The following is a 25,123-nucleotide window of genomic DNA, read 5'->3' as shown; positions in this document are numbered from 1 at the left end:
GGCGCGGCGGCAAGCCGTTATGAGCGCGCCTGGAGCTTATCTTCGCCTTGTCCGGATCGGCTGGGTTCTGGTGCGCGAAGGCGTCGTGTCGGCGCTTCCGTCGGAAGACATGCCGGCCTTGCCAAAGGCCGCACAGTCCTTCGCAGGCCTCTTCGCACGGCGTCGCGCCAGACAGGAGGATCGCAGCGACCGGCTGGCCCGGGCGATCGAACGCCTTGGTCCATCCTATGTGAAGATCGGCCAGTTCCTTGCCACCCGTCCTGATGTCGTCGGTGCCGAATTTGCTGAAGACCTGTCCTTCCTGCAGGATCGCATGGCGACGTTTCCGGTGGAGGAAGCGCGTGCCGCCATTGAGGCCTCACTCGGCCGCCCGGTTGCCGAACTCTATACCCAATTTGGCGATCCGATCGCCGCCGCCTCGATTGCGCAGGTTCATCCGGCCACAGTGCTGAAGGATGGCGTCGAACGGAAGGTCGCGGTCAAGGTCATCCGCCCTGGCGTGCGCCAACGGTTTGCCCATGACCTAGAAGCGATGTTTCTCGTTGCCGGCCTGCAGGAGCGCTTCCTGCCGCATACCCGCCGGCTGCGGCCAGTCGAGGTGACGAAGACGCTGGAGCAGACCACCAAGATCGAGATGGATTTGCGGCTTGAAGCAGCGGCTCTGTCGGAACTCGGTGAAAACGCCGCCGATGATCCGGGCTTCCGGGTACCGAAGGTCGATTGGGAACGCACCGGCCGCGACGTCGTGACGATGGAGTGGATCGACGGCACCAAGATGTCTGATGTCGAAGGGCTGCGCCAAGCCGGCCACGATCTTGATGCGCTCGCCGATACGCTGATCCAGTCCTTCCTGCGCCACACGCTGCGCGATGGCTTCTTCCATGCCGACATGCACCAGGGCAACCTGTTCGTCGATCCGCAGGGCATGATCGTCGCTGTCGATTTTGGTATTGTCGGCCGACTCGGCAAGAAGGAGCGCCGCTTCCTCGCCGAAATTCTCTATGGCTTCATCACTCGCGATTACCGCCGCGTCGCCGACGTGCATTTCGAGGCGGGTTACGTGCCGTCTCACCACGATGTCGCCAGTTTTGCGCAGGCGATCCGCGCTATCGGCGAGCCGATCCACGGCCAGCCGGCCGAAACCATTTCCATGGCCAAGCTGCTGACACTGTTGTTCGAAGTCACCCATCTGTTCGACATGGAGACGCGGCCCGAGCTGGTGATGCTGCAAAAGACCATGGTTGTCGTTGAGGGTGTCGCCCGTACGCTCAATCCGCGCTTCAATATGTGGAAAGCGTCCGAGCCGGTGGTCGGCGCCTGGATCCGCGACAATCTCGGCCCCAAGCGTATTCTAGGAGACGTCAAGGAGGGGTTGCACGCGGCTTTACGCCTTGCCGAAGCAGCGCCTGAGATCGCCGCCAAGACGGAAAAGTTTTCGCGCGATCTGACATCCATGGCCGAAAACGGGCTGCGTTTCGACGCAGAGACCGCCGAAGCCATCGGTCGTTCCGAGGCGCGCCACAGCCGGTCAGGCCGCGTGGCGCTCTGGGTGATTGCGGCCGCGCTCATTGCGATCGCCTGGAAGCTTTTCTAGCGCCGCCAAGGGTCTATTTGCAGCTCTACAAAGTTTATGCGTTCGTGAGCGCGGGGGCTAACCCATTGGCGCGCCAACCCTGTTCCATCGGGAACTGTCGCGTTGTTTTCATTGTGGGATTGTCTCTCTCAAGGATGAGGCTGGCTCATCCAGCCCGGAGGAAAGACCACCATGCGTAACCTGATCATCGCTTCCATCGTTGCCACGGTCTCAGCCGTGTCCTTCGCGGCACCATCGCAGGCGGGCGGTTACTATGGGGGCAGCTACAATGATGGTTATTATGGTGGCGGTTACAGCCAGCCCCAGAGACGCCACTCCTACAAGAAGACCTATTATGAACCCAATTGCTGGATCAAGAAGGTCCGCAAGTACGATTATTACGGCAACCTGATCGTCAAGCGCATCCGGGTCTGCGACTGAGCCGGCCGTCCTGCAGATATATCGTCTTTGACAAAACCGGCGGTTCACCCCGCCGGTTTTTCGTGCGAAAATTCCGTCGCGCTGCCGGTGCTGCGGAAACATTGCGAAACGAAAAACGGGAAAGATTACAGAGATTTCATGTCGTTGGACTTCATTATGGCGTAGTTTCAATCTAGCAGTCGCGAAAAGTGACGACCCAACGCCCGATTGAATTCGAAAGAGATGTGAATGGCGGATGCCACCCGGAAAATTGCCCCTGCGCTTGAAGAACAGGAGGCCGCCGCTGCCCAGCCGATGCCGGCCCGCAGCAAGCGCCGGCGCACACGCAAACGCTGGCTGGTCCTTCCCGTCCTCCTTCTCGGCGCTGCAGGCTGGTATGGCTGGTCGGTCTACGGCAAGCAGGAAGCGGCAGACGCCGTCGTGACCGAAGTGCCTGTGCGCGGCGATATCGAAAACAGCGTCACCGCATCCGGTCTCTTGAGTCCCATCAAGGATGTTGATGTCGGTGCCCAGGTTTCCGGTCAGCTGAAGAGCCTCAAGGTCGAGATTGGCGACAGTGTCAAGGAAGGCCAGTTGATCGCCGAGATCGATAGCGCCTCCATCGAAACGCAGATCGAGATTGCGGAGGCCGAGCTTGCCAATCTTGAGGCCCAGATGATCGACAAATCGGCACAGGTGGTGCTGGCCAGCGCCACGCTGACGCGCCAGCGCGCCCTCGTTGCAGGCAACAGCGCCGCCCAGTCGGCGCTCGATGAGGCGGTCGCGGCCCTGGCGACAGCCGAGGCCAATGTCGATGCGCTGAAAGCCCAGGTCCGCAAGCAGCAGGCAACGCTCAAGGATGCCCGCATCAGCCTGGGCTATACCAAAATCTATGCGCCTTTGACCGGAACGATCATCAATACGTCGGCCAAGGAAGGTCAGACGCTCAATTCCAACCAGACCGCGCCGACCATCGTCACCATTGGTGATCTCTCGACCATGACGGTCGAAGCTGAGGTGTCCGAAGCCGATGTCGGCAAGCTCAAAGTGGGGATGAACGCCTATTTCACCCTGCTTGGACAGCCCGGCCAGCGTTATCCGGGCACTCTGCGCCAGATCAAGCCAACGCCTGCCACCGAAAACAATGTCGTGCTCTATTACGCCCTGTTCGACGTGCCCAATCCGGATGGCACGCTGATGATGAACATGACGGCACAGGTCTTTTTCGTCGAGTCATCGGCGAAGGATGTGCTGACTGTACCGGCCGCCGCCGTCCATTTCGGCAAGGACCGCACGTCCGGGGAAGTCACTGTCGTCACGGCTTCCGGCGCCCATGAAACCCGCAAGGTGGAGACCGGAATCCGCAATCGCGTGCGCGTTGAAATCAAGCAGGGCCTTGGTGAAGGCGATATGATCGTCGTCGGCGCGGGTTCCGGTGACAGGTCTGCATCGTCGGGCCGTGGCAATTCGCGGCGTGGCATGCCGCCAATGTTCTAAGAGCACACCCGATGGCTCCGCTTATTTCGCTCAAGGACATCCGCAAGACCTTCGTCAATGGCGACGTGGCCGTCGAGGTGCTGCGCGGCGTCTCACTCGATATCCAGCCGGGCGAATTCGTCGCTATCGTCGGCGCGTCCGGTTCGGGCAAGTCGACGCTGATGAACATTCTCGGCTGTCTCGATACGCCGACCGGTGGCGAATATCTGCTCGAAGGCGAGGATGTTTCGGATTTGAACGCCGACGAGCTGGCGGCGAGGCGTCGCCAGCTGTTCGGTTTCGTCTTCCAGAGCTATAATCTGGTGCCGACCGCAACCGCGCAGGAAAATGTCGAAATCCCCGCCATCTATGCCGGCATGCCGTCGCGGGAGCGGGAGGAACGGGCCAGCATGCTGCTACGTTCGCTGCGTCTCGGAGACCGGCTCGATCATCTGCCCAATCAGCTGTCCGGCGGCCAGCAGCAGCGGGTGTCGATTGCCCGTGCGCTGATGAACGGCGGACAGATCATTCTCGCAGACGAGCCGACTGGCGCGCTCGACAGCCAGAGTGGCAAGGAAGTGATGGCGACGCTGCGGCAGATGAACGAGGACGGTCACACCGTCATCATCATTACGCACGCGCCCGAACTCGCCGAATCCGCCGATCGCGTCATCGAGATCAGCGACGGCCTGATCGTCGCAGACCGTATTCCCGGCAATGTCCGCCGCATCGGTCGCGCCAAGCCACAGCTTACGGCCCGAAAGGCCGGAAAAGCCGCCATCGTCACTGATGTGGCAGAAGCCGTGCGCATGTCGTTTAGGGCGCTCAGGGCCAATCTGTTTCGCACCATCCTCACTCTGCTGGGTATCGTCATCGGCGTCAGTTCCGTTGTCGCGATGCTGGCGATCGGCACGGGCGCGCAGGACTCGGTTCTGAGCCGCATCGCCGCCATGGGGTCTGATCTCCTGGTCGTGCGGCCCAACATGTCGAATTTCCGTGGCGGGGAAGGGGGCAGCATCGTCTCGCTGATCCCGTCGGATGCCGATGCCATTCTGGAACTGCCCAATATCAGCTTCGCGGTGCCGGAAATGTCGAGCACCTTGACGGTCAGGGCCGGCAATCTCGATACCCAGACGACGGTCAACGGCACGGTGCCGCAATTCCCAAAGGCCAAATCCTGGACCGTCGAGGATGGAGCATTCCTCGAAAAGACGGACATGGACGCCTATGCCACCGTCGCGGTGTTGGGCCGGACTGTCGCCGATGCGTTGTTTCCCGATGGCGCCGATCCGATCGGGCAGTACATTCTCATCAAGAACATCCCCTTCCAGGTGATTGGCGTGATGTCGAAGAAGGGGGCCAGTGCTGGTGGCAACGACCAGGACGATACGGTTCTGGTGCCGTTATCGACCGGCAACCTGCGCCTGTTCGGGGCAAGGAATGTCCGCTCCATCACCGTGCAGGTGAAGGACGGCAGCGCCATCAATGTCACGCAGGACCAGATCCAGGCGCTGCTGGACGAACGCCACAAGCGCCAGGACACGCAGATCATCAACATGGCCGCAATCCGCGAGACGTTCACAGAAACGTCTAACATTCTCAAGGTTTTCCTCGGCTCCATCGCTGCCATCTCACTGCTCGTCGGCGGCATCGGCGTCATGAACATCATGCTGGTCTCCGTCACAGAGCGTACCCGCGAAATCGGCATCCGCATGGCGACGGGGGCGAGGGGCCGCGACATCCTCACCCAGTTCATTGTCGAAGCGCTGGTGGTTTCGGCGCTCGGTGGTCTGATTGGCGTTGGGTTGGGGCTGAGCATCGGTGCTGTGGCTCAGGCTTTCGGCATTGCCGTCAGCTTCGCTCCCGGCCCGGTCATTCTCGCCTTCGGCAGCGCCTTCCTCACTGGGCTGATCTTCGGCTACCTGCCGGCCTACAACGCCTCGCGCCTGCAGCCTGCCGTAGCACTGGCCTCCACCTGATCAGCGTTCCATCTGCCAGCGGTTGACGCCGTGCGCCTGATCGTTTCCATTGGTGCAAAGGCTGAAGGAGGAAACCATGCCGGACGCAGATCGCTTCATGACCCAGGCCATCGCGCTTGCCCGCGATAATGTTCGCAAGGGTGGACGGCCGTTTGGTGCCGTGCTGGTCCTCGATGGAGAGGTGTTGGCGACCGGTGTCAACGGCGTGATGGAAACGCACGATCCGACGGCCCATGCCGAGCTGGTGGCGGTGCGTGCGGCGGCCATGAAGCGCGGCTCGGCCACTCTCAAGGGGGCTTCCGTCTATGCCAGCGGCCATCCATGCCCGATGTGCCTTGCCGCCATGCGGCTGGCCGGCATCACCGACATTTTCTACGCCTATTCGAATGAAGACGGTGCACCCTACGGCCTGACTTCGGCACCGCTCTATGCCGATCTGCGCAAACCGTTTGCGGATCAGCAGATGACGTTTTCCTATCTTCCGGTGCGGCCTGAGGGAGAGGCCGATATCTATGATTTCTGGCGGGAAATGCAGCAGGGATAAGCCCGCACGCGTTGACTGCGGCTGATCCAGCCAGAGGGGTGAGATGCAAAACTATCTGTTGCGTGTATGGGCATCACTGTCGCTACCGGGTTTGCTGATTGGCATCCTCTTCTTTGCGGTGTCGCTGACGCCGAGCCTCATTCCTCGGCCGTATGTGCTGCAGGGCGTGCTGTCCGGTTGTTCGCTGGCGGCCGGATATGGCCTCGGCGTGTTTGGACGTTGGCTCTGGCTCTATCTGGAGCTTCCTGCCTTGCCGCCAAAGATCGATCGTGTTGCCAAGGTTTTGGCAATTGCCGGGTGCGCCGGAATAGCGATCGCATTTCTCTGGCAGGCTGCCCGCTGGCAAAACTCCGTGCGCAGCCTGATGGGGCTCGATCCAGTGGAGACTGCCGAACCGGTCAAACTCGCGCTGATCGCCCTTTTCGTTTTCATCGTCCTGATTGCACTCGCTCGCCTGTTCCGGATGACGTTCGCCTTTCTCTCGCGTAGGTTCGAGCATGTGACCCCCAAGCCCATCGCCCGGCTGTTCGGCATCCTTCTGGCCGCCGCCCTGTTCTGGTCGATCGCCGATGGCTTGCTGCTTAAAGCCGGTTTGCGGCTTGCCGACTCCTCGTTTCGCGAACTGGATGCCCTGATCGACAGTGATCTGGCGCCGCCAGCGAATCCCTTGAAAACCGGCAGTGCCGCGTCGCTCGTTCCGTGGCATGATCTGGGTTTTCGTGGCCGCGAATTCGTCGCCTCCGGTCCGACGGCTGATAAGATCAGCGCCTTCCTGCACCAACCGGCATTGGAGCCGATCCGTGTCTATGTCGGCCTGAATGCAGCGAAAACCGCCAAGGAAAGGGCGGCGCTGGCGCTTGCCGAGCTCAAGCGGACCGGCGCCTTCGAGCGCGCGACGCTGATCGTCGTCGTGCCGACCGGCACCGGCTGGGTCGATCCGGCAGCCATGGATACGGTCGAATATCTGCAGCGCGGCGATGTGGCGAGTGTCGCTCTGCAATATTCCTACCTGACCAGCTGGCTGTCACTGCTGGTCGAGCCAAGCTATGGCGCCGAGGCAGGCGAGGCGCTGTTCAAGGCGGTCTATGGCTACTGGACGACACTTCCGAAGGACAAGCGACCCAAACTCTATCTGCATGGCCTCAGCCTCGGTGCCATGAATTCCGAGCGTTCGGCCGATCTCTTCGATGTGATCGGCGATCCCTTTCAGGGCGCGCTGTGGAGCGGTCCACCCTTCGAAACCGCCGGCTGGAAATCGGTGACCGCAGGCCGCGAGCCGGGGTCTCCGGCTTGGCTGCCACGCTTCCGCGACAGTTCCGTCATCCGCTTCACGGCCCAGAAGAATGCGCTGGATATTCCGGGCGCCAAATGGGGGCCGATGCGGATCGTCTATCTGCAATATGCGAGCGATCCGGTGACTTTCTTCGATCCGCATTCCTTCTACCGGGAACCGGACTGGATGAAGCAGCCGCGTGGCCCCGATGTCTCGCCCTATCTTGCCTGGTATCCGATCGTCACCATGCTGCAACTGGCGCTCGATATGGCGATGGCGACCACATCGCCGATGGGCTACGGGCATGTCTATGCTCCGGAGCACTACATCGATGCCTGGGTGGCTGTCACCGATCCTCAAGGGCTGGCGTCTGGTGATATCGAGCGGCTGAAGGAGATGGTTTCGAAGCGGGATTGAGAAACCGGCGGCATCGCTGCCGCCGGTCTTTGACTATCAAGCGCTGCGTACCGGCGCGAGCAGCCTGAGCGCGTTGATTGTCACCAGCACGGTGGCGCCGGTATCGGCCAGGATCGCCGGCCAGAGCCCGGTAATACCGGCGATGGTGGTCACCAGGAACACGGCTTTCAGGCCAAGCGCAATGGTGATGTTCTGGCGGATATTGCCCATCGTGCGTTTCGACAGGTCGATCATCTGCGCAACGTCCCCGACTCTGCCGTGCAGCACCGCGGCATCGGCGGTTTCGAGCGCCACGTCGGTGCCGCCGCCCATGGCGATGCCGATATCTGCCGCCGCCAGCGCCGGTGCATCGTTGATCCCGTCCCCGACCTTCGCGACGACAAACCCCTGCTGCTTGAGTTCGCCAACGATCCGCTGCTTGTCTTCCGGCATCAGTTCAGCGCGCACCTCGATGCCGAGCTGCTTGCCGATTGCGGTGGCCGTGCGCTTGTTGTCACCGGTTAGCATGACGATTTTTACGCCCGCATCCGTCAGAGCCTTGAGCCCGGATTTGGCGTCTGCGCGTGGCTCGTCGCGCATGGCGATCGCACCGGCCAGCGTCTCGCCGATGATCAGCACCGAGACGGTCTTGCCCTCGTCGTTGAGTGCAGTGATCTGTGCCGTCTGCTCAGCCGACAGCGCAATGCGGTCGCCGGCTGCCTGTGGCGAGCCGAGGAAGACGGCCTTGCCGTTGACCGTTGCCGTCACCCCCTTGCCGCCCAGTGCCTTGGCATCGGACACCGCCGGAATGGCAACCTTGTCGGCCGCGGCCCGGTCGAGGATTGCCTTGGCCAGAGGATGGCTGGAGCCGGTCTCAAGAGCCGCGGCAAAGGTCAGCACGTCCGGTTCCGAATGGCCGAAGGCGAGGATGTCCGTGACCTTCGGTTTGCCTTCCGTGAGCGTGCCGGTCTTGTCCAGCGCCACGGCATTGATCGTCCCCAGGGTCTCCAACACGGCGCCGCCCTTGAGCAGCAGGCCGCGGCGGGCACCGGCGGAAAGCGAGGCGGCGATGGCGGCGGGCGTCGAGATCACCAGGGCGCAAGGGCAACCGATCAGCAGGATGGCAAGACCCTTGTAGACCCATTCACCCCATGCGCCGCCCATGAACAGCGGCGGGATGACCGCAACGAGCGCTGCAACGACCACCACACCGGGCGTGTAGTAACGCGAGAACCGGTCGATGAAGCGTTCAGTCGGCGCCTTGGATTCCTGCGCCTCTTCGACCAGCTTGACGACGCGGGCGATGGTATTGTCGGCAGCCGTCGCCGTGACACGAACGCGCAATGCCGCATCGCCGTTGATCGTCCCGGCAAACACCTTTTCATCGACGCCCTTGCGCACCGGCGTGCTTTCGCCAGTCACCGGTGCCTCGTCGATCGCGCTTTCGCCGGACAGGATCACACCATCCGCAGAGATGCGGTCGCCGGGGCGCACCAGAATGGTGGCGCCGACGGCAAGGCTTTCGGCCGGAACAGACCGTGTCTGGCCGTTTTCCTCGAGCAATGCCTCCTTCGGCACCAATGCCGCCAGCGACTGGATGCTTTGACGCGCTTTCCCGGCGGCAACGCCTTCGAGAAGCTCACCGACGAGGAACAGGAAGACCACGGCTGCAGCCTCCTCGCCGGCATCGATGATGACGGCACCGATCGCCGCAATCGTCATCAGCATTTCGATCGAAAATGGCGTTCCGGCCATCGCGGCCATGATGGCGCGCCGGGCAATCGGGATGAGGCCGATCAGCATGGCAACGATAAAAGCATAGGATGCGATCGACGGCACCAGATGGCCGACAGCATAGGCGCTCACCAAAGCGGCGCCTGAAAAGATCGTCAGCTTGCCTTTCTTGCTGGCCCACCAGGGGCCGGTTGACGGGCCATGGTCATGCCCGTGCAGGCCTTCCATCGTGTCCTTGGCTGCGGGCTTCGAATGGTCGTGCCCCGCATGGCTGGCATGGTCGTGTCCGCTGTGATCGTGTTCCGCGTGATCATGGCCGTCGTGGTCGCCATGCTTGGAATGATCGTGACCGGCATGGCTGTGATCGCCATGATCGTGGCCGCAGCAGGCTTGCTTTGCCTCGGCAACCGGCGTGGTTTTGCCGGCGATCTGCGAGACCGAGTAGCCCAGACCTGAGACCTTCTTGGCAATGGCTGTGAGGTCGCTGACCGCGTCATGCTTCACGGTCATGGTGCCTGCCGTCACCGAAACCGAGACATCCGAAACGCCCGGCATGCGCCGGACTGCGGTGTCGATCTTGGCCGCGCAGGAGGCGCAATCCATGCCCTCCACCCGGTATCGTGTCTGTGTTGCCTCTGCCATTGTCCGCTTCCTGTGAACGTTCTTGTCAAACTCTGGCATCTTTCCTACATCCTCTAGTGACTAGAGGTGCAAGAGGGAAAATCATGAAAAAGATCACGATTGGCGAGGCTGCGCGAAAAAGTGGCGTCAAGGTTCCCACCATCCGTTATTACGAGGGCATTGGCCTGTTGCGGGAGCCAAGCCGCAGCGACGGAAATCAGCGCTCCTATGAACAATCCGATCTCAATCGCCTGACCTTCATCCGCCATGCTCGTGAGCTGGGTTTCGAAGTGGAGGCGATCCGCGCGCTGCTCAGTCTGCAGGATAATCCGCTGCAATCCTGCGCGTCCGCTGATGCGATCGCCAAGGCCCGGTTGATCGAAGTCGAGCAACGCATTCGCAGCCTGATGGCGCTGAAGGCTGAGCTGGAAATGATGGTCGAGGGATGCGGCCACGGCCGTGTCGATCAATGCCGGGTGATCGAGGTGCTCGCTGATCACGCCCAATGCACCCATCACGGCCACTGATGCGGCTTTGAAAGATATTTGCAGGCGCCCCGGAACCTTTCGACTATTCATGCGTTTTGAGCGCTATCGATAGCTATATCCATTCCATTGTTACATATCCGGAAAACATAAATGCCAGATCGGTCCCGCCGAACACAATTGCGCGAAACGACGTCGCAAGCCCATGCCTCTCTCGACAATATGGTCGGCTCCTTTGATAGTCCCGATACCTACAGACATTACCTGCGGTGGATTTCGGCTTTCCGGGAGGCGGTCGAGGATAAACTAGCATCGGCAGTCTGGCCGGGGCACGGTGACAATTGGGATGTTGAGATGTTTTCGGGCTTGATTGCCGAGGATCTGAGAGACCTGAATGTGGCGCCTCAGCCACCGGTCAATGCTCCGGATATGGAGTTGAGCCGCGAGTCGCTTCTCGGCATGCTTTACGTGCTGGAAGGGTCGGCACTGGGCGCGCGTGTCCTTTACAAGCGTGCTCAGAGCCTTGGTTTTGATGCAGATTTCGGCGCGCGGCATCTGGCCGTCCAATCCCGTCGCAGCGATCGCTGGCCCGCCTTTCTCGCTATGCTCGAAAATGCGGATGCAATCGACATGGAGCAGGTCGCCAATGCCTCGCGGGCAACGTTTGCGACTGCCGAACAGGCATTTCGTCAGGCATCCCATGAACCCGCATGACATCAAAGTGGCTGAACCGGTCAACCTGACCAATTGCGATCGTGAGCCGATCCATACTCCCGGCAGCATTCAGCGGCATGGTTGCCTGATCGCGTGCGATGCGCGTGCGGCAACGATTCTCCGGCATTCCAGCAATGCCGGCGCCATGCTGGGCGTTCCCGGAGAGATCAATGGCCTGCCACTCGAAACGCTGATCGGCGCCCAGGCGACGCACACATTGCGCAACGCTCTGGCAACGTTGGGCGAGGGCGTGCGTCCGGCGCTGTTGCCCGGGATGAGTGTGCCGGGCGGCGTCTTCGATGTGTCTATCCACATTTTCCGCTCGACCGTCATCATCGAGTTCGAATCGGCCTCGGCGGGTCAACCTTTGCAGCTGGCGCGTGGCCTCATCGGCCGTATCAGCGACATTGCCGACATCGACACCCTGGTGCGCCAGTCGGCCCGGCTGATCCGTGGAATGCTGGAATATGATCGCGTGATGATCTATCGCTTCGAGCAGGATGGATCGGGCAAGGTTATGGCGGAAGCCAAGCGTGGCGATCTGGAGAGTTTTCTCGGTCAGTACTTCCCGGCTAGCGATATTCCCCAGCAGGCCCGCACCCTTTATTTGAAAAACACCATTCGCATCATCGGTGATGCCAGCGGCGAACGGGTTGGGATTGTGCCGGTCTTCGATGCATCGGGCGAAGCGCTGGATCTGTCGCTGGCGCATCTGCGCAGTGTGTCGCCGATCCACTGCGAATATCTGCGCAACATGGGGGTCGCGGCTTCCATGTCGATTTCCATCATCGTCGATGGCGCACTTTGGGGGTTGATCGCCTGCCATCACTACCAGCCGCGCATCCTGTCGATGGCGGAACGGGTGGCGGCCGAAATGTTCGGCGAATTTTTCTCGCTGCATCTGACCTCTCTGAGGCAGAAATCCAGGCTTGCCGCCGCCACGCGCGCCCGCGGCTCGCTCGATCGTTTCCTGCGCCTGGCCTCTCATCACGCCGATATCGGCCAGTTGCTGACGGAAAACCTGCTGGATTTCAGTACGTTGATGCCATGTGACGGGATCGGGCTCTGGATGAACGATACTTGGAACTCACAGGGTTCGGCACCTCCGGCGACTGCCATTGCTGCACTGTCTCGCCACGTCGGCACGCTCGCCGAAGGCCGCGTCTGGGCGACGCATGCCTTGTCGCAGAGCATGCCGGAAGCGGAGGATTTTTGTGCGCAGGCGGCTGGCGTGCTTGCCATCCCTCTGGCGCAGACAAAGCGAGACTATCTGTTCTTTTTCCGCAAGGAACTGGTTCAGACCCTGAATTGGGCCGGCAATCCGGAAAAGACCTATGCGACTGGACCTTTGGGTGACCGGCTGACGCCGCGCCAGAGTTTCGCCATCTGGAAGCAGACGGTTCATCGGCAGGCTCAGCCATGGACGGAGGCTGACCGGGAAATTGCTGAAGTCACACGCGCGGCCCTGGTCGAAATCGGACTGCGGCACAGCGAACTGATGGCGGAAGAGCGCAGCCGCGCCGATGTACGCCAGCGCATGCTCAATGAAGAGCTGAACCATCGGGTGAAAAACATTCTCGCCCTCATCAAGTCGCTGGTCGGTCAGCCGCTACAGGAAGGCCGGACGCTGAGCGATTACGTTGCATCGCTGAAAGGCCGCATTCAGGCACTCTCCTTCGCTCACGATCAGGTGGTGCGCGGCGATGGCGGCGGGCCTCTGATGGACCTTCTGAACGCGGAACTGACGCCCTACCGGCAGCCAGCCATATCGATCACCATCGGCGGCCCACCGGTCTTGCTCAACTCCCGCGCCTTCTCGGTGATGGCGCTTGTTCTGCATGAACTGTCCACCAATGCCGCTAAATATGGTGCCTTGTCGCGGCCTGGCGGCCGGCTGGATGTCTCCTGGTCCCTGACGGTGCATGGCGACTGCGATATCGCCTGGCGTGAAACCGCCGGTCCTCTCGTCTCCCCGCCCTCTCGCACCGGTTTCGGTTCGGCGCTGATCGATCGCAGCGTGCCCTACGACCTCGATGGCCGCAGTGAAGTAACCTACGCGCGTGAAGGTGTTGTGGCCCGCTTCCTGCTCCCGGCAAAGCATATTTCGTTTGCTGAACAGCCGTCCTATACAGCAGCGGGTCAGGCCGTTGACAATGAACCGGCGAAAGGGGCGCTGGCCGCAGATTTGAAGGTCATGCTGGTCGAGGACCAGATGCTGATTGCGCTCGACGTCGAAGGCATGCTCGGCGATCACGGTGTGTTCGATGTGATGACCTCTTCTTCGGCTGCCGATGCACTGAGCAGGCTGGTGGATTACACGCCGGATGTTGCGATTCTCGATGTCAATCTGGGGGAGGGGACTTCTCTTGCCGTGGCCCGCGAACTGGCGGAGCGTCATATTCCTTTCCTGTTTGCCACGGGTTATGGAAACAGCGAGATGATCCCGCTCGATTTTTCGTGGGTGCCGGTCGTTCGCAAGCCGTATGACAGTACGTCGCTGATTGCGACGATTGCAGCACTGTTGAAGGGTAGCAACAGCCGATGATCCGTGCCGGTACCGGTGATCTGATTGCCTCTCGACGGGCGGTCGGATAGGGTCCAGCCGGAAAGGCTGGGCATAACCGCCTGCCGAAATCGGAATTGGTCATGACGCTTCAGGGAAAACGTATTCTTCTCATCATTTCCGGCGGTATCGCGGCCTATAAGAGCCTCGACCTGATCCGCCGGTTGCGGGAGCGTGGCGCTTCCGTTCGTCCGGTGATGACGGTGGGAGCGCAGGCTTTCGTGACGCCGCTTGCCGTCGGTGCGCTGGCGGCAGACAAGGTGTTCACGGAGCTGTTTTCCCGCGAGGACGAGCAGGATGTCGGCCATATCCGGCTGGCCCGTGATTGCGACCTGATCATCATCGCGCCTGCAACAGCCGATCTGATGGCGAAGATGGCGAACGGCCTAGCCGACGATCTCGCATCGACCATTCTTTTGGCGACGGACAAGCCGGTGCTTGCCGCCCCCGCGATGAACCCGAAAATGTGGTCGCATGCCGCCACCCGCCGCAACCACGCGACGCTTGTTGCCGATGGCATCCGCTTCATCGGCCCGGCCGCTGGCGAAATGGCGGAAAGCGGCGAAAAGGGCGAAGGCCGGATGGCCGAGCCGCTGGAAATTGCCGCTGCCGCCGAGGCGCTGCTGGACACAGGCCCGAAGCCCTTGGCTGGTAAGAAAGCCATTGTTACATCCGGACCGACGCATGAACCGATCGATCCGGTGCGCTATATCGCCAATCGCTCGTCCGGCAAGCAGGGCCATGCCATCGCCGCTGAACTCGCCCGGCTCGGTGCCGATGTAACGCTGGTCTCGGGGCCAGTGACGATCCCGGATCCGAAGGGCGTAAAGGTCATCCATGTCGAGCGGGCCGAAGAAATGCGCGACGCGGTGATAGAGGCATTGCCATCCGATATTGCGGTGATGGTCGCGGCCGTCGCCGACTGGCGGGTGGCAAGCGCCTACGGCAACAAGATCAAAAAGCAGCCCGGCGAAGCGCCGCCACCGCTGCTGCTGACTGAAAATCCGGATATCCTGAAAACCATCGGCCATCACTCCAAGCGGCCTAAGCTGGTGGTCGGGTTTGCTGCGGAGACGCAGAATGTCGCCGAGAATGGCCGCTCGAAGCTGGAACGCAAGGGCGCGGACTATATCCTAGCCAATGACGTTTCACCCCATACCGGCATCATGGGCGGTGACCGCAACACGGTGAAGGTGATCGGTAAGACGGGCGATGAGGGTTGGCCGGAGATGGACAAGCAGTCCGTCGCCGTACGGCTCGGAAAATTGATTGCCTCATACTTTTCCTGACGCCATCCGTTCTATCCGGGGCGTATCCGAGGCGACACCTGCCGTTCCAAACAGGCGCACATCGACGCCATTTTCGCCGACGATGACGGCGGTGCCATCGGGGATTTCCACCCAGGCATTGTCATCGTCGTTCAGTGGTTCGGAGACGAGGCAATAGCCACCGCTCGGTCCCATCGGCGCCGCATAAAGCGTCGGCGCTTTCCAGTCGGACGCATAACGCACGGCATAGAGATTGTGGCCGTCGGAAAGGGCTGCCGTGAAGCGTACCAGTACCTTGCGTTCCAGATGCCCGGCCAGGCGTTCGACGAAGGCCAAGGTTTCGGCGATGGCACCAAGCGGATCCTGCTCAAGGCCGAATTGCAGCGCCAGCAGGAATAAAAGCTCGCTGTCGGTCGAGCCGGTTCGGGCCGTATAGAGATCATTGTCGAGCATCGCTTCCATCGGCCGGCGCAGGGCTTCGAAGTCGCCGATCTGGCCGTTGTGCATGAAGGACCAGCGGCCATGCACGAAGGGATGGCAATTGTCACGCCGTGTTCCGCCACCGGTCGCAGCCCGCACATGGGCGAGAAACAGCGGCGAGCGGATCTGCCGGGCAATGCTCTTCAGATTGCAATCCGACCAGGCGGGCAGGATATCGCGATAACGTCCGGGTTCCGGATGGTCTCCGTACCAGGCAATGCCGAAGCCATCACCATTGGTCGCCGTCTTGGCGCGGGTGGCGCAATGGGATTGTTCGATGAGCGAGTGGGCCGGCGACGACACCAGTTCTTCCAGATAGAGCGGTTCTCCGCGATAGGCTGCCCAGCGGCACATGCAGAATACTCCGGATCGCGGGGATGGCCCGCCTTGATGGTTCGTTAACCATGATGATTGGCGATCATCCGGCCAAACATGGTAAAAATACGTTAACGAACAGGCTCGTTTCCGCATCTTGCCGGTCAATCTACCATTTTTGGGCGTTGCGGCTGTTTCTTCGGGAACGCTGGCCGGGAAACCATTCCAGCGCCGCGAAACATGCTGGGTGGCCATGGGCGGCGCGAAAACAGTAAGAAAAATACAAATCTGGAATGTATGTTCTATTCTTGCGAGGAAAGTTTGCATAAGGTCCTGACGACAGCGCAAAGCAGGAAGAGACCGGAATCTATGGCCGAAACAGAAAACAACATTGCCATTCCGCAGGATTTCGACAGTCTCAAGACCATCATCCTCGAGCGCAAGGCCCAACTGCCGAAGCGCCTGCGTCAGGTTGCAGCTTATGCCCTCGACAATCCCGATGAGATCGCCTTCGGTACGGCAGCCAGCATCGCCACATCGGCCGATGTTCAGCCTTCGACACTGGTACGCTTTGCCCAGCATTTCGGTTTCGAAGGCTTCTCCAGCCTGCAGCAGATCTTTCGCGCACGCTTGCGCGAGCGCACGCCCGGCTATGACGAACGCTTGAAGGCGCTGAGTGGCAACGACCACAGCAAGCTGGAAAGCGGCTCGATCTTCAACGGGTTTGTGGCTGCGGCCCATCGCTCGCTGGACAATATCGCCAGCTCCGTCGAGCCCGAGGCATTCGAGCGTGCCGTCAATATCCTGGCCGGTGCCGAGACGATCTATCTGGTCGCTAAGCGGCGCTCCTATCCAATCTCCGGTTATATGGCCTATGCCTTCGGCAAGCTGAAGGTCAAATATCAGATGGTCGGCACGGCAGCCGGGATCGATGACGATATTCTGGCAATGGCAGGACCGCAGGATGCAGCGTTTGCCGTCAGCTTTTCGCCCTATGCGTCCGAAAGCGTCAATCAGGCCAAGCTGCTTGCCAATCGCAAAGTCCCGGTAGTGTCCCTGACCGATTCAGCATTCTCCCCGCTCGCAGAATCCTCGAAAGTCTGGTTCGAACTCGTCGAAGCTGATCATGCCGGGTTTCGTTCGCTTTCGGCTAGCATGGCTTTTGCCATGGCCTTGACGGTAGCGATTGCCGAAAAACGGCGGCGGGTCAGCGAAGATCATTTAATAGAATGAAAATTCCACGTTGACTAAATGGCGGAATTTATGTTTCATAAAGGCGACACCCCACCAGCCAAAAAAATGTCGGCGCGACGCAAGCGCCCGCCGGGAGGAAGCAGTGAGTCAGATCAACGGGACGCAGGCAGACAAGCCGCTCGACCTCATCACCATCGGCCGTGCTTCGGTCGATCTCTATGGCCAGCAGATCGGAACGCGGCTGGAAGACGTCGCCAGCTTTGCCAAGTCCGTTGGTGGCTGCCCCACCAATATTTCGGTCGGCACTGCGCGCCTTGGTCTGAAGTCGGCGCTTCTGACCCGCGTCGGTAAAGAACAGATGGGCCGCTTCATCCGCGAGCAGTTGGAGCGCGAGGGTGTCGAGACCAAGGGCATCGTTACTGATCCCGAACGCCTGACGGCGCTGGCCATTCTGGCGGTCGAAAATGAACATTCCTTCCCGCTGCTGTTCTATCGCGACAACTGCGCCGACAGCGCGCTGTGCGAGGACGATGTTTCCGAAGAGTTCATCCGCTCCGCCCGTGCCATCCTCGTCACCGGCACCCATTTCGCCAAGCCGCACACGGATGCCGCCCAGCGCAAGGCGATCCGCATTGCCAAGGCAAGCGGCGCCAAGGTGGTGTTCGATATCGACTACCGGCCCAACCTCTGGGGCCTTGCCGGCCATGACGCCGGGGACAATCGCTATATCGCCTCCGAAAAGGTCTCCGCGCATCTGAAGACCGTACTGGCCGATTGCGACCTGATCGTCGGCACCGAAGAGGAAGTTCTCATCGCGTCCGGCGATAGTGACCTTCTGGCAGCGCTGAAGACCATCCGCGCCAATTCCAGGGCGACGATCGTCCTGAAGCGCGGCCCGATGGGCTGCATCGTCTATGACGGGCCGATCTCGGACAATCTCGAAGACGGTATCGTCGGCAAGGGCTTCCCGATCGAAGTTTATAACGTGCTCGGTGCCGGTGATGCTTTCATGTCCGGCTTCCTGCGTGGTTGGCTGAAGGGCGAGCCGCATGCCACCTCCGCGACCTGGGCCAATGCCTGCGGCGCGTTTGCCGTGTCGCGTCTTCTTTGTGCGCCGGAAATCCCCACCTGGACCGAGCTGCAGTTCTTCCTGGAAAACGGCAGCAAGGAAAAGGCGTTGCGCAAGGACGAGGCGATCAACCACATTCACTGGGCAACCACCCGCCGCCGCGACATCCCGCAACTGATGGCGCTCGCTATCGATCACCGCAGCCAACTGGAAGATCTGGCCGGTGGCGACGCCGGGCTTCTGGCCCGTATCCCGGCCTTCAAGGTTCTGGCCGTCAAGGCTGCCGAGCGCATCGCCAATGGCCGCCCCGGCTTCGGTATGCTGATCGACGACAAGTACGGCCGCGACGCACTCTATGCCGTCAACAAGAACTTCTGGATCGGCAAGCCGATCGAACTTCCGGGCTCGCGGCCGCTGCAGTTCGAGTTCAGCCAGGATCTCGGTAGCCGGCTTATCGATTGGCCGGTTGACCACTGCATCAAGGTTCTGAGCTTCTTCCATCCGGACGATCCGGCGGAGATGAAGGCGACCCAGATCGCCAAGCTGCGCTCTGCCTTTGAGGCTGCCCGCAAGGTCGGCCGTGAAATCCTGATCGAGATCATCGCGGGCAAGCACGGCACGCTGGACGACAACACGATCCCTCGGGCGCTGAGCGAGCTCTACGATGCTGGTCTGAAGCCGGATTGGTGGAAGCTTGAGCCGCAGGCAAGCCGCGCCGCTTGGGCAGCGATCGATGCCGTCATCGAAAAGCGCGATCCGCTCTGCCGGGGTGTTGTCCTGCTCGGCCTGGAAGCACCCTATGAAGCGCTGAAGGAAGGTTTTGCCGCTGCTCGCACGTCAAAGACAGTCAAGGGCTTTGCTGTCGGCCGGACGATCTTCGCCGAGGCAAGCAAGGCTTGGCTGGCTGGCGAGATCGATGATGAACAGGCAATCGCCGACATGGCGGGCAGGTTCGAGGCGCTGGTCAATCTCTGGCTTGGTTTGGCGGAAACAAAGGCGGCTTGAGGGTTCGGCATCTACCTTCTCCCCGCTTGCGGGGAGAAGGTGGCCGACAGGCCGGATGAGGGGCCGACGCCCCGGCTTCGCTAGGATGAGAGTTTGCCCCTCACCCTAGCCCTCTCCCCGCAAGCGGGGAGAGGGGACGACAGAGCTAGCGGGGGGTGTTACCCCGAAAGAGACAAAGAAAAAAGAAATATGTCGGATCATGTCCGCAGGAGGAAACGATGAGCCAGAAAACCGTTCGCCTGACCATGGCGCAAGCCGTCGCGCGGTTTCTCACCAAGCAGATGACCGTGATCGATGGTGAGAAGACCCCCATCTTCGGTGGGGTCTTCGCCATTTTTGGTCATGGCAACGTCGCCGGTATCGGTGAGGCGCTGCATGGCATCAAGGACACGTTGCCGACCTATCGCGCCCAGAACGAGCAGGGCATGGCCAATGCTGCGATCGCGTTTGCCAAGGCAAGCTTCCGCCGCCGCTTCATGGCCTGTACCACCTCGATTGGCCCCGGTGCGCTCAACATGGTGACATCGGCTGCACTCGCACATGTAAACCGTCTGCCGGTCCTGCTTCTGCCCGGTGATGTCTTTGCCAATCGCCGCCCCGACCCGGTCCTGCAGCAGATCGAGGATTTTGGCGACGGTGCGATGACCGTCAACGATTGCTTCCGCCCTGTCTCGCGTTATTTCGACCGCATCACGAGGCCGGAACAGATCATTCCGGCGCTGCGGCGTGCCATGCAGGTGCTGACTGATCCGGCCGATTGCGGACCTGTCACCCTGTCGCTCTGCCAGGATGTACAGGCGGAAGCCTATGATTATCCGGAAAGCTTCTTCGACGAAAAAGTCTGGACCACCCGCCGCCTGCATCCGGATGCTGACGAACTGGCGCATGCGATTACGGCGCTGAAGGCCGCCAAAAAGCCGGTGATCATTTCCGGTGGCGGCGTGCTCTATTCCGAAGCCAGCAAGACGCTTGCCGCCTTCGCTGAAAGACACGGCATTCCCGTTGTTGAAACCCAGGCCGGAAAGTCGTCGTTGCCGCACAGCCACCCGCTCAACATGGGTTCGGTCGGCGTCACCGGCACATCGGCTTCCAACCAGATGGCCGAGGATGCGGACGTCGTTCTCGCCGTCGGTTCGCGTCTGCAGGACTTTACCACCGGCTCCTGGTCGCTGTTCAAGAACGACAATTTGAAGATCATCGGCCTCAACACGCAGGCCTTCGATGCTGCAAAGCATGAAGCCCTGCCACTGGTCTCCGACGCCCGCGTTGGTCTCGATGCGCTCAGTGCCGGATTGGGTTCGCACAAGGTCGATGCCGCCTGGACAAAGAAGGCAACGGACGGCAAGGCCGAATGGCTGAAGGCCGCCGATAAGGCAACCGCCACCACCAATGCAGCACTGCCATCCGACGCTCAGGTCATCGGCGCCGTCCAGCGCGCCCGCAAGGAAAATACCACGCTCGTCTGCGCCGCCGGCGGGCTGCCCGGCGAACTGCACAAGCTCTGGCAGGCGGAAGCGCCCGGCAGCTACCACATGGAATACGGCTTCTCGACCATGGGCTACGAAGTGGCCGGCGGTCTCGGCGTCAAGCTCGCCAAGCCCGACAGCGATGTCATCGTCATGGTCGGCGATGGCAGCTACATGATGCTGAATGCCGAGATCGCCTCGTCGATCATGCTCGGCGCCAAGATCACCATCGTGCTGCTCGACAATGCCGGTTACGGCTGCATCAACCGGCTGCAGATGGCGACCGGCGGTGCCAACTTCAACAACCTTTTGCGCGACACCCATCACGTCACGCTGCCGGCCATCGATTTTGCTGGCCATGCGGCTGCCATGGGCGCGCTCACCCGCAAGGTCGCCTCGATCAGCGAGCTGGAAATCGCGCTGAAGGAAACCGCCGGCGAGAACCGCACCACCGTCATCGTCATCGATACCGATCCGCTGATCACCACGGATGAAGGTGGCCATTGGTGGGATGTGGCGGTGCCGGAAGTATCCGAGCGCTCGAAGGTCAACGAGGCCCGCAAGGGGTATGAAAAAGCGCTCGCCGCCCAGCGCATCGGTTAAGCCTCACACATTTGCCAGATCATTTCGGGAAGCCCGCCATGGGCTTCCCGAACGCCGTCTCAAGGAGAATTTGCATGAAAGCCAAACTCGGCATGTCGCCCATCGCCTGGTGGAATGACGACCTTCCTGAACTCAGCGACGACGTGTCGCTCGAAGAATGCCTGCGCCAGTCGCGCGGTGCGGGCTTCACCGGCATGGAGCAGGGCCGCCGTTTTCCCAACAACCCGAAAGACATGCTACCGATCCTGCGCGCCGCTGACGTGACCTTGTGCGGCGGCTGGTTCTCCGGCACGCTGGTCAACGAGGAACTCGCGGCCAACAAGGACCGCATCGCGCCGATGATCGAGCTGTTCAAGGCCGTCAACGCGCCGTGCATCGTCTATGGCGAAGTCGGCCGCTCTATCCAAGGTGATCGCTCAAAGCCGCTCGCCACAAAGCCGCGCCTTGGCGATGACGAGACGAAGGCCTATGCGCGCCGCGTCACTGAGTTTGGCGAATGGTGCGCCGATCAGGGCATGCCGCTTTCCTATCATCATCACATGGCCGCTGTCGTGGAAACCGAGCCGGAACTCGACGCATTCATGAAAAACTCGGGCGAAGGCATTCCACTGCTCTTGGACGCCGGCCATCTGGCTTTCGCCGGTGGCGACGTGCTGCGCGCCATCGATAACCACCATGCCCGCATCAACCACGTGCATGTGAAGGATATCCGTCAGTCCGTCGTGGACGGTCTTGACCGCAGCAAGCAATCCTTCCTCGATGCAGTTGCTCTCGGCGCCTTTACCGTTCCGGGCGACGGCTCACTGGATTTCGGCGCTATCGTCAAGCGTTTCGCCGATTATGGCTATGAAGGCTGGTTCGTGGTCGAGGCCGAGCAGGATCCGCGCAAGTCGCCGCCGCAGAAGATGGCGGAGATTGGCTATGCCGAATTGATGCGCGTCATGACCGCTGCAGGCTACACGGTGGAAACCGAAGGTTTCCCCAAGGGATAATACTCTTTGGGAAGGGCTGAACCCCTCGCCAGATGTGTGCAGTCCACCAGCCCGCTTGCCGGGAACGAACCCTCCTCTCCCGTTGCGGGAGAGGATACGAAGGCCGGATGAGCCCTTGGCCGAAATTGGTGAGGGTTGATCCAAGCCAGATGAAAGCAATAGGAGAACAGCATCATGCCGAACCTGCTCGTAAAACCCAAGGGCGATCAAGGCCGCGTAACCCATGTGACGCCGGAGAGTGCAGGCTGGACCTATGTCGGCTTCGATGTGCACAGGGTGAAGGCCGGCGAGACGGTCAGCGCACCGGCCAGTGACCGCGAGTCGTGCCTCGTCTGGATCAGCGGCAAGAGCGAGACCAGTGTCGATGGCCAGGATTTCGGCGTGGTGGGCGAACGTATGAGCCCTTTTGAGGGTGCGCCGCATGCGCTCTACGTTGCACCCGGCTCGGCATGGCAGATGAAGGCCGTCACCGATCTCGAACTTGCAGTTTGTTCCGCACCGGGCGGCGGTGATTTCAAGACCAAGCTCATTCCTCCCGGCACCCACCCGCTGCTTCATCGCGGCAAGGGATCGAACACGCGCCATGTCACCAACATCATGCCGGAAGACGACAATTCCGCCCATTCGCTGCTGGTGGTCGAGGTGATCACGCCGAACGGCAATACGTCCTCCTATCCGTCGCACAAACACGACCAGGATAACCTGCCGGACGAGAGCTTCCTGGAGGAAACCTATTACCACCGGCTGAACCCGCCGCAGGGCTTTGCGTTCCAGCGCGTCTACACGGACGACCGTTCGCTGGACGAAGCCATGGCGGTCGAAAATGGCGATGTCACGCTGGTGCCGAAGGGCTACCACCCCTGCGCCACGATCCATGGTTATGATCTCTACTACCTCAACGTCATGGCTGGTCCGTCGCGCATCTGGAAATTCAACAATGCCAAGGAACATGCCTGGCTGTTAACCGGCGCCTGATGCGCTAGTTTCCTTCCTCAGCAGGGAGGAACTGAGATGCATATCGACGGACACTGTCATTGCGGCGCGATCCGCTACGAGGCGGAGATTGATCCCGGCGCGGTTGGGATCTGCCATTGTACCGATTGCCAGCATCTCACGGGGTCGGCCTATCGGGTCACTGTTTCGGTGCCTCGGCGTAATTTCCGCATTACGGCGGGTGAGCCGAAAACCTACACAAAGACCGGCGACAACGGCCGGACGCGTTTCCAGATGTTCTGTGGCAATTGCGGCTCGCCGGTCTATACGACGGGAACCGATGAGGACGCTGACGAGATCGGCGTTCGCTGGGGCAATATCACTCAGCGCCGCGCGCTTGCGCCAAGGCATCAGATCTGGTGTTCTTCGGCGATTAACTGGTTTGGCGAGCGCGATGCGCTACCAGGTCAGGAGCGCGGCTAGGCGCGGAGGACCGACGAGATGAAACCTGGCCAATTCCGGATGCGGAAATGTGCGATCGAAGGTGTCGAGGCCGTTGAAGCCGAAACGGCGCACAGCTTCGGCCGCCATACGCATGACCAGTACGGCATCGGCGTCATACTCCACGGCGCCCAGAAGTCAGCCAGCGGCCGCGGCCCGGTCGAGGCTGGCGCCGGGGATATGATCACGGTCAATCCCGGCGAAGTGCACGACGGCCATCCGATTGGCGGGGAAGGGCGTTCATGGCGGATGCTCTATTTTGATCCGGCCTTGATTGCCCAAGCCGTCCTGGATATCGGCGAAGGCCGGCCAGAGGAATTTGAGTTCACACAGCCGGTGATAAACGGCAATCATGCCGCCCAACACCTCCTGCCTGTCTATACGGCAATGACGCAGGCCCGCGAAACACTGGCGCCGGAAACGGGCCTTCTCCTGCTGGTGGCATCGCTGATGGATCGCCAGCGTGCCTCCCGTTTCGTGCCGCCGTCCATCCGCCGGGCAAAGGCCTTGCTGGATGACGATCCAACGGCTGCCACAACGCTGGCCGACCTTGCCGCCGCAAGCGGACTTAGCCGTTTTCAGGTGGTGCGCGCCTTCTCGCAGGCAACCGGCATGACGCCGCATGCCTATCTGGTCCAGTGCCGCATCAAAACCGTGCGGCGGATGATCGCCAGGGGCACGCCGCTCGCCGACGCCGCCTTTGCCGGCGGGTTCGCGGATCAGAGCCATATGACGCGGGCCTTCGTCCGCGCCTTTGGCATCACGCCGGGAGCCTACGCGCTGGCGCATAGCTGACGTTCTGCAATTTCGTTCAAGACTGAAGGGCCGCCGATCCGCTTATCTTCGGCTTTCCTTGAACGGAGCCTGCCGTGACCCTCGAATATCTGCTGACATCCATTATCATCATCCTGTTGCCCGGCACGGGCGTTCTCTACACGCTGGCAACCGGGCTCAATTCCGGCGCGCGCGCCAGCATTCTCGCCGCCTTCGGCTGCACGCTCGGCATCCTGCCGCATATCGTTGCCAGTATCGCCGGGCTGGCGGCCCTGCTGCACACCAGCGCCCTGGCGTTTGAAGTGATCAAATATCTCGGTGCCGCCTATCTGCTCTACATGGCCTGGACCGTGCTGCGCGATGCCGACAGCCTGCAGGTGACGGAGGAAGCCCAGCCCACCCGGCCCGGCAAGATCATCGGAACGGCGATCCTGCTCAACAGCCTCAATCCGAAACTGTCGCTGTTCTTTCTGGCCTTCCTGCCGCAATTCGTGCCGGATGGCACCGCGTCACCCACCCTGTTCATGCTGTGGCTCGCCACCGTTTTCATGGTGCTGACCTTCGTCGTCTTCGTATTCTACGGTGTCTTTGCCGCCGCAGCGCGACGCTATGTCATCTCCCGGCCAGACGTCACCATCTGGCTGCGCCGTGGTTTTGCCGGCGCCTTCGGGTTGATGGGGTTGAAGCTGGCCCTGTCGGCGCGGTAAGGCTGATGAAGAAAACGCTCCAGAGGCGATATCCGTTT

The 25,123-nt window shown here is 61.1% G+C and carries 20 protein-coding genes; 18 read left to right on the top strand and 2 right to left on the bottom strand.

Features of this window, described 5'->3' with window-relative positions; translation table 11 throughout:
* Nucleotides 1-19: 19 nt before the first annotated feature.
* The 6 genes from ubiB (at nt 20) to ASD36_RS05930 (ending at nt 7,682) form a co-directional block, all read left to right on the top strand.
* Nucleotides 20-1,594 (top strand): 2-polyprenylphenol 6-hydroxylase, encoded by a 1,575-nt coding sequence (gene ubiB / locus ASD36_RS05955; RefSeq protein ID WP_060501015.1) that lies wholly within the window; start codon nt 20-22, stop codon nt 1,592-1,594.
* Nucleotides 1,595-1,765: 171 nt separating this feature from the next.
* Nucleotides 1,766-2,014: a hypothetical protein gene (locus ASD36_RS05950; protein ID WP_060501013.1), complete on the top strand. Its 249-nt coding sequence runs from the start codon at nt 1,766-1,768 to the stop codon at nt 2,012-2,014.
* Nucleotides 2,015-2,308: 294 nt separating this feature from the next.
* Nucleotides 2,309-3,490 (top strand): efflux RND transporter periplasmic adaptor subunit, encoded by a 1,182-nt coding sequence (locus ASD36_RS05945; RefSeq protein WP_244481816.1) that lies wholly within the window; start codon nt 2,309-2,311, stop codon nt 3,488-3,490.
* Nucleotides 3,491-3,501: 11 nt separating this feature from the next.
* Nucleotides 3,502-5,448 (top strand): MacB family efflux pump subunit, encoded by a 1,947-nt coding sequence (locus ASD36_RS05940; protein WP_060501009.1) that lies wholly within the window; start codon nt 3,502-3,504, stop codon nt 5,446-5,448.
* Nucleotides 5,449-5,524: 76 nt separating this feature from the next.
* On the top strand, nt 5,525-5,992 hold the full coding sequence (locus tag ASD36_RS05935) for a nucleoside deaminase (RefSeq protein ID WP_060501007.1): 468 nt from the start codon (nt 5,525-5,527) through the stop codon (nt 5,990-5,992).
* Between the two features lie 43 nt (nt 5,993-6,035).
* Nucleotides 6,036-7,682 (top strand): alpha/beta-hydrolase family protein, encoded by a 1,647-nt coding sequence (locus ASD36_RS05930; RefSeq protein ID WP_060501004.1) that lies wholly within the window; start codon nt 6,036-6,038, stop codon nt 7,680-7,682.
* 36 nt (nt 7,683-7,718) lie between these two features.
* On the opposite strand, the gene ASD36_RS05925 is transcribed toward ASD36_RS05930, so the two are convergent.
* Nucleotides 7,719-10,037, bottom strand: coding sequence for a heavy metal translocating P-type ATPase (locus ASD36_RS05925; protein ID WP_060501002.1), 2,319 nt, complete (start codon nt 10,035-10,037; stop codon nt 7,719-7,721).
* 83 nt (nt 10,038-10,120) lie between these two features.
* On the opposite strand from ASD36_RS05925, the gene ASD36_RS05920 reads away from it, so the two are divergent.
* The 4 genes from ASD36_RS05920 to coaBC all read left to right on the top strand — a co-directional run bounded on the left by ASD36_RS05920 (nt 10,121) and on the right by coaBC (nt 15,067).
* Nucleotides 10,121-10,543 carry a helix-turn-helix domain-containing protein gene (locus tag ASD36_RS05920; RefSeq protein WP_060501001.1) on the top strand — a complete coding sequence of 141 codons (423 nt, stop codon included), beginning with the start codon at nt 10,121-10,123 and terminating at the stop codon, nt 10,541-10,543.
* A 111-nt stretch (nt 10,544-10,654) separates the two neighbouring features.
* The gene (locus ASD36_RS05915) at nt 10,655-11,215 is read left to right on the top strand and encodes a biliverdin-producing heme oxygenase (protein WP_060511962.1); all 561 of its coding nucleotides are present in this window, start codon (nt 10,655-10,657) and stop codon (nt 11,213-11,215) included.
* Nucleotides 11,202-13,760: an HWE histidine kinase domain-containing protein gene (locus ASD36_RS05910; protein WP_060500997.1), complete on the top strand. Its 2,559-nt coding sequence runs from the start codon at nt 11,202-11,204 to the stop codon at nt 13,758-13,760. Before ASD36_RS05915 ends, ASD36_RS05910 begins: the two co-directional genes overlap by 14 nt.
* Before the next feature lie 101 nt (nt 13,761-13,861).
* Entirely contained in the window at nt 13,862-15,067 is a 1,206-nt protein-coding gene (coaBC, locus tag ASD36_RS05905; RefSeq protein ID WP_060501427.1) for a bifunctional phosphopantothenoylcysteine decarboxylase/phosphopantothenate--cysteine ligase CoaBC, read from the top strand.
* On the opposite strand, the gene ASD36_RS05900 is transcribed toward coaBC, so the two are convergent.
* On the bottom strand, nt 15,053-15,880 hold the full coding sequence (locus ASD36_RS05900) for a class II glutamine amidotransferase (protein WP_060500995.1): 828 nt from the start codon (nt 15,878-15,880) through the stop codon (nt 15,053-15,055). The genes coaBC and ASD36_RS05900 overlap by 15 nt on opposite strands.
* Nucleotides 15,881-16,210: 330 nt before the next feature.
* On the opposite strand from ASD36_RS05900, the gene ASD36_RS05895 reads away from it, so the two are divergent.
* The 8 genes from ASD36_RS05895 (at nt 16,211) to ASD36_RS05860 (ending at nt 25,085) form a co-directional block, all read left to right on the top strand.
* Entirely contained in the window at nt 16,211-17,074 is an 864-nt protein-coding gene (locus ASD36_RS05895; protein ID WP_060500993.1) for a MurR/RpiR family transcriptional regulator, read from the top strand.
* Nucleotides 17,075-17,177: 103 nt separating this feature from the next.
* Nucleotides 17,178-19,109: a 5-dehydro-2-deoxygluconokinase gene (gene iolC / locus ASD36_RS05890; protein ID WP_082511901.1), complete on the top strand. Its 1,932-nt coding sequence runs from the start codon at nt 17,178-17,180 to the stop codon at nt 19,107-19,109.
* A gap of 218 nt (nt 19,110-19,327) precedes the next feature.
* A complete protein-coding gene (iolD, locus tag ASD36_RS05885) occupies nt 19,328-21,178 on the top strand; it encodes a 3D-(3,5/4)-trihydroxycyclohexane-1,2-dione acylhydrolase (decyclizing) (protein WP_060500991.1) in 1,851 nt (616 codons plus the stop codon).
* A gap of 74 nt (nt 21,179-21,252) precedes the next feature.
* Nucleotides 21,253-22,170: a myo-inosose-2 dehydratase gene (iolE, locus tag ASD36_RS05880; protein WP_060500989.1), complete on the top strand. Its 918-nt coding sequence runs from the start codon at nt 21,253-21,255 to the stop codon at nt 22,168-22,170.
* Between the two features lie 174 nt (nt 22,171-22,344).
* Nucleotides 22,345-23,145 (top strand): 5-deoxy-glucuronate isomerase, encoded by an 801-nt coding sequence (gene iolB, locus ASD36_RS05875; protein ID WP_060500988.1) that lies wholly within the window; start codon nt 22,345-22,347, stop codon nt 23,143-23,145.
* A 36-nt stretch (nt 23,146-23,181) separates the two neighbouring features.
* Entirely contained in the window at nt 23,182-23,586 is a 405-nt protein-coding gene (locus ASD36_RS05870; RefSeq protein ID WP_060500986.1) for a GFA family protein, read from the top strand.
* An 18-nt stretch (nt 23,587-23,604) separates the two neighbouring features.
* The gene (locus ASD36_RS05865; RefSeq protein ID WP_060500984.1) at nt 23,605-24,399 is read left to right on the top strand and encodes an AraC family transcriptional regulator; all 795 of its coding nucleotides are present in this window, start codon (nt 23,605-23,607) and stop codon (nt 24,397-24,399) included.
* Between the two features lie 74 nt (nt 24,400-24,473).
* Nucleotides 24,474-25,085, top strand: a complete 612-nt coding sequence (locus ASD36_RS05860; RefSeq protein ID WP_060500982.1) for a LysE family translocator — start codon at nt 24,474-24,476, stop codon at nt 25,083-25,085.
* Nucleotides 25,086-25,123 lie beyond the last annotated feature (38 nt).

The sequence above is a fragment of the Rhizobium sp. Root1334 genome, from assembly GCF_001426665.1.
Lineage (GTDB): Bacteria > Pseudomonadota > Alphaproteobacteria > Rhizobiales > Rhizobiaceae > Pararhizobium.
The sequence above is the reverse complement of the archived record's forward strand: the minus strand, read 5'-3'. Positions and strand labels throughout refer to the sequence as shown.

Coding starts and splice junctions, on each gene's coding strand:
- ASD36_RS05895 (WP_060500993.1), top strand. CDS start 16,211: ATGGCCGAAACAGAAAACAACATTGCCATTCCGCAGGATTTCGACAGT.
- ASD36_RS05870 (WP_060500986.1), top strand. CDS start 23,182: ATGCATATCGACGGACACTGTCATTGCGGCGCGATCCGCTACGAGGCG.
- iolB (WP_060500988.1), top strand. CDS start 22,345: ATGCCGAACCTGCTCGTAAAACCCAAGGGCGATCAAGGCCGCGTAACC.
- ASD36_RS05945 (WP_244481816.1), top strand. CDS start 2,309: ATGCCGGCCCGCAGCAAGCGCCGGCGCACACGCAAACGCTGGCTGGTC.
- ASD36_RS05920 (WP_060501001.1), top strand. CDS start 10,121: ATGAAAAAGATCACGATTGGCGAGGCTGCGCGAAAAAGTGGCGTCAAG.
- ASD36_RS05925 (WP_060501002.1), bottom strand. CDS start 10,037: ATGGCAGAGGCAACACAGACACGATACCGGGTGGAGGGCATGGATTGC.
- iolD (WP_060500991.1), top strand. CDS start 19,328: ATGAGCCAGAAAACCGTTCGCCTGACCATGGCGCAAGCCGTCGCGCGG.
- ubiB (WP_060501015.1), top strand. CDS start 20: ATGAGCGCGCCTGGAGCTTATCTTCGCCTTGTCCGGATCGGCTGGGTT.
- ASD36_RS05940 (WP_060501009.1), top strand. CDS start 3,502: ATGGCTCCGCTTATTTCGCTCAAGGACATCCGCAAGACCTTCGTCAAT.
- ASD36_RS05950 (WP_060501013.1), top strand. CDS start 1,766: ATGCGTAACCTGATCATCGCTTCCATCGTTGCCACGGTCTCAGCCGTG.
- ASD36_RS05930 (WP_060501004.1), top strand. CDS start 6,036: ATGCAAAACTATCTGTTGCGTGTATGGGCATCACTGTCGCTACCGGGT.
- ASD36_RS05915 (WP_060511962.1), top strand. CDS start 10,655: ATGCCAGATCGGTCCCGCCGAACACAATTGCGCGAAACGACGTCGCAA.
- ASD36_RS05865 (WP_060500984.1), top strand. CDS start 23,605: ATGAAACCTGGCCAATTCCGGATGCGGAAATGTGCGATCGAAGGTGTC.
- ASD36_RS05910 (WP_060500997.1), top strand. CDS start 11,202: ATGAACCCGCATGACATCAAAGTGGCTGAACCGGTCAACCTGACCAAT.
- iolE (WP_060500989.1), top strand. CDS start 21,253: ATGAAAGCCAAACTCGGCATGTCGCCCATCGCCTGGTGGAATGACGAC.
- ASD36_RS05935 (WP_060501007.1), top strand. CDS start 5,525: ATGCCGGACGCAGATCGCTTCATGACCCAGGCCATCGCGCTTGCCCGC.
- coaBC (WP_060501427.1), top strand. CDS start 13,862: ATGACGCTTCAGGGAAAACGTATTCTTCTCATCATTTCCGGCGGTATC.
- ASD36_RS05900 (WP_060500995.1), bottom strand. CDS start 15,880: ATGTGCCGCTGGGCAGCCTATCGCGGAGAACCGCTCTATCTGGAAGAA.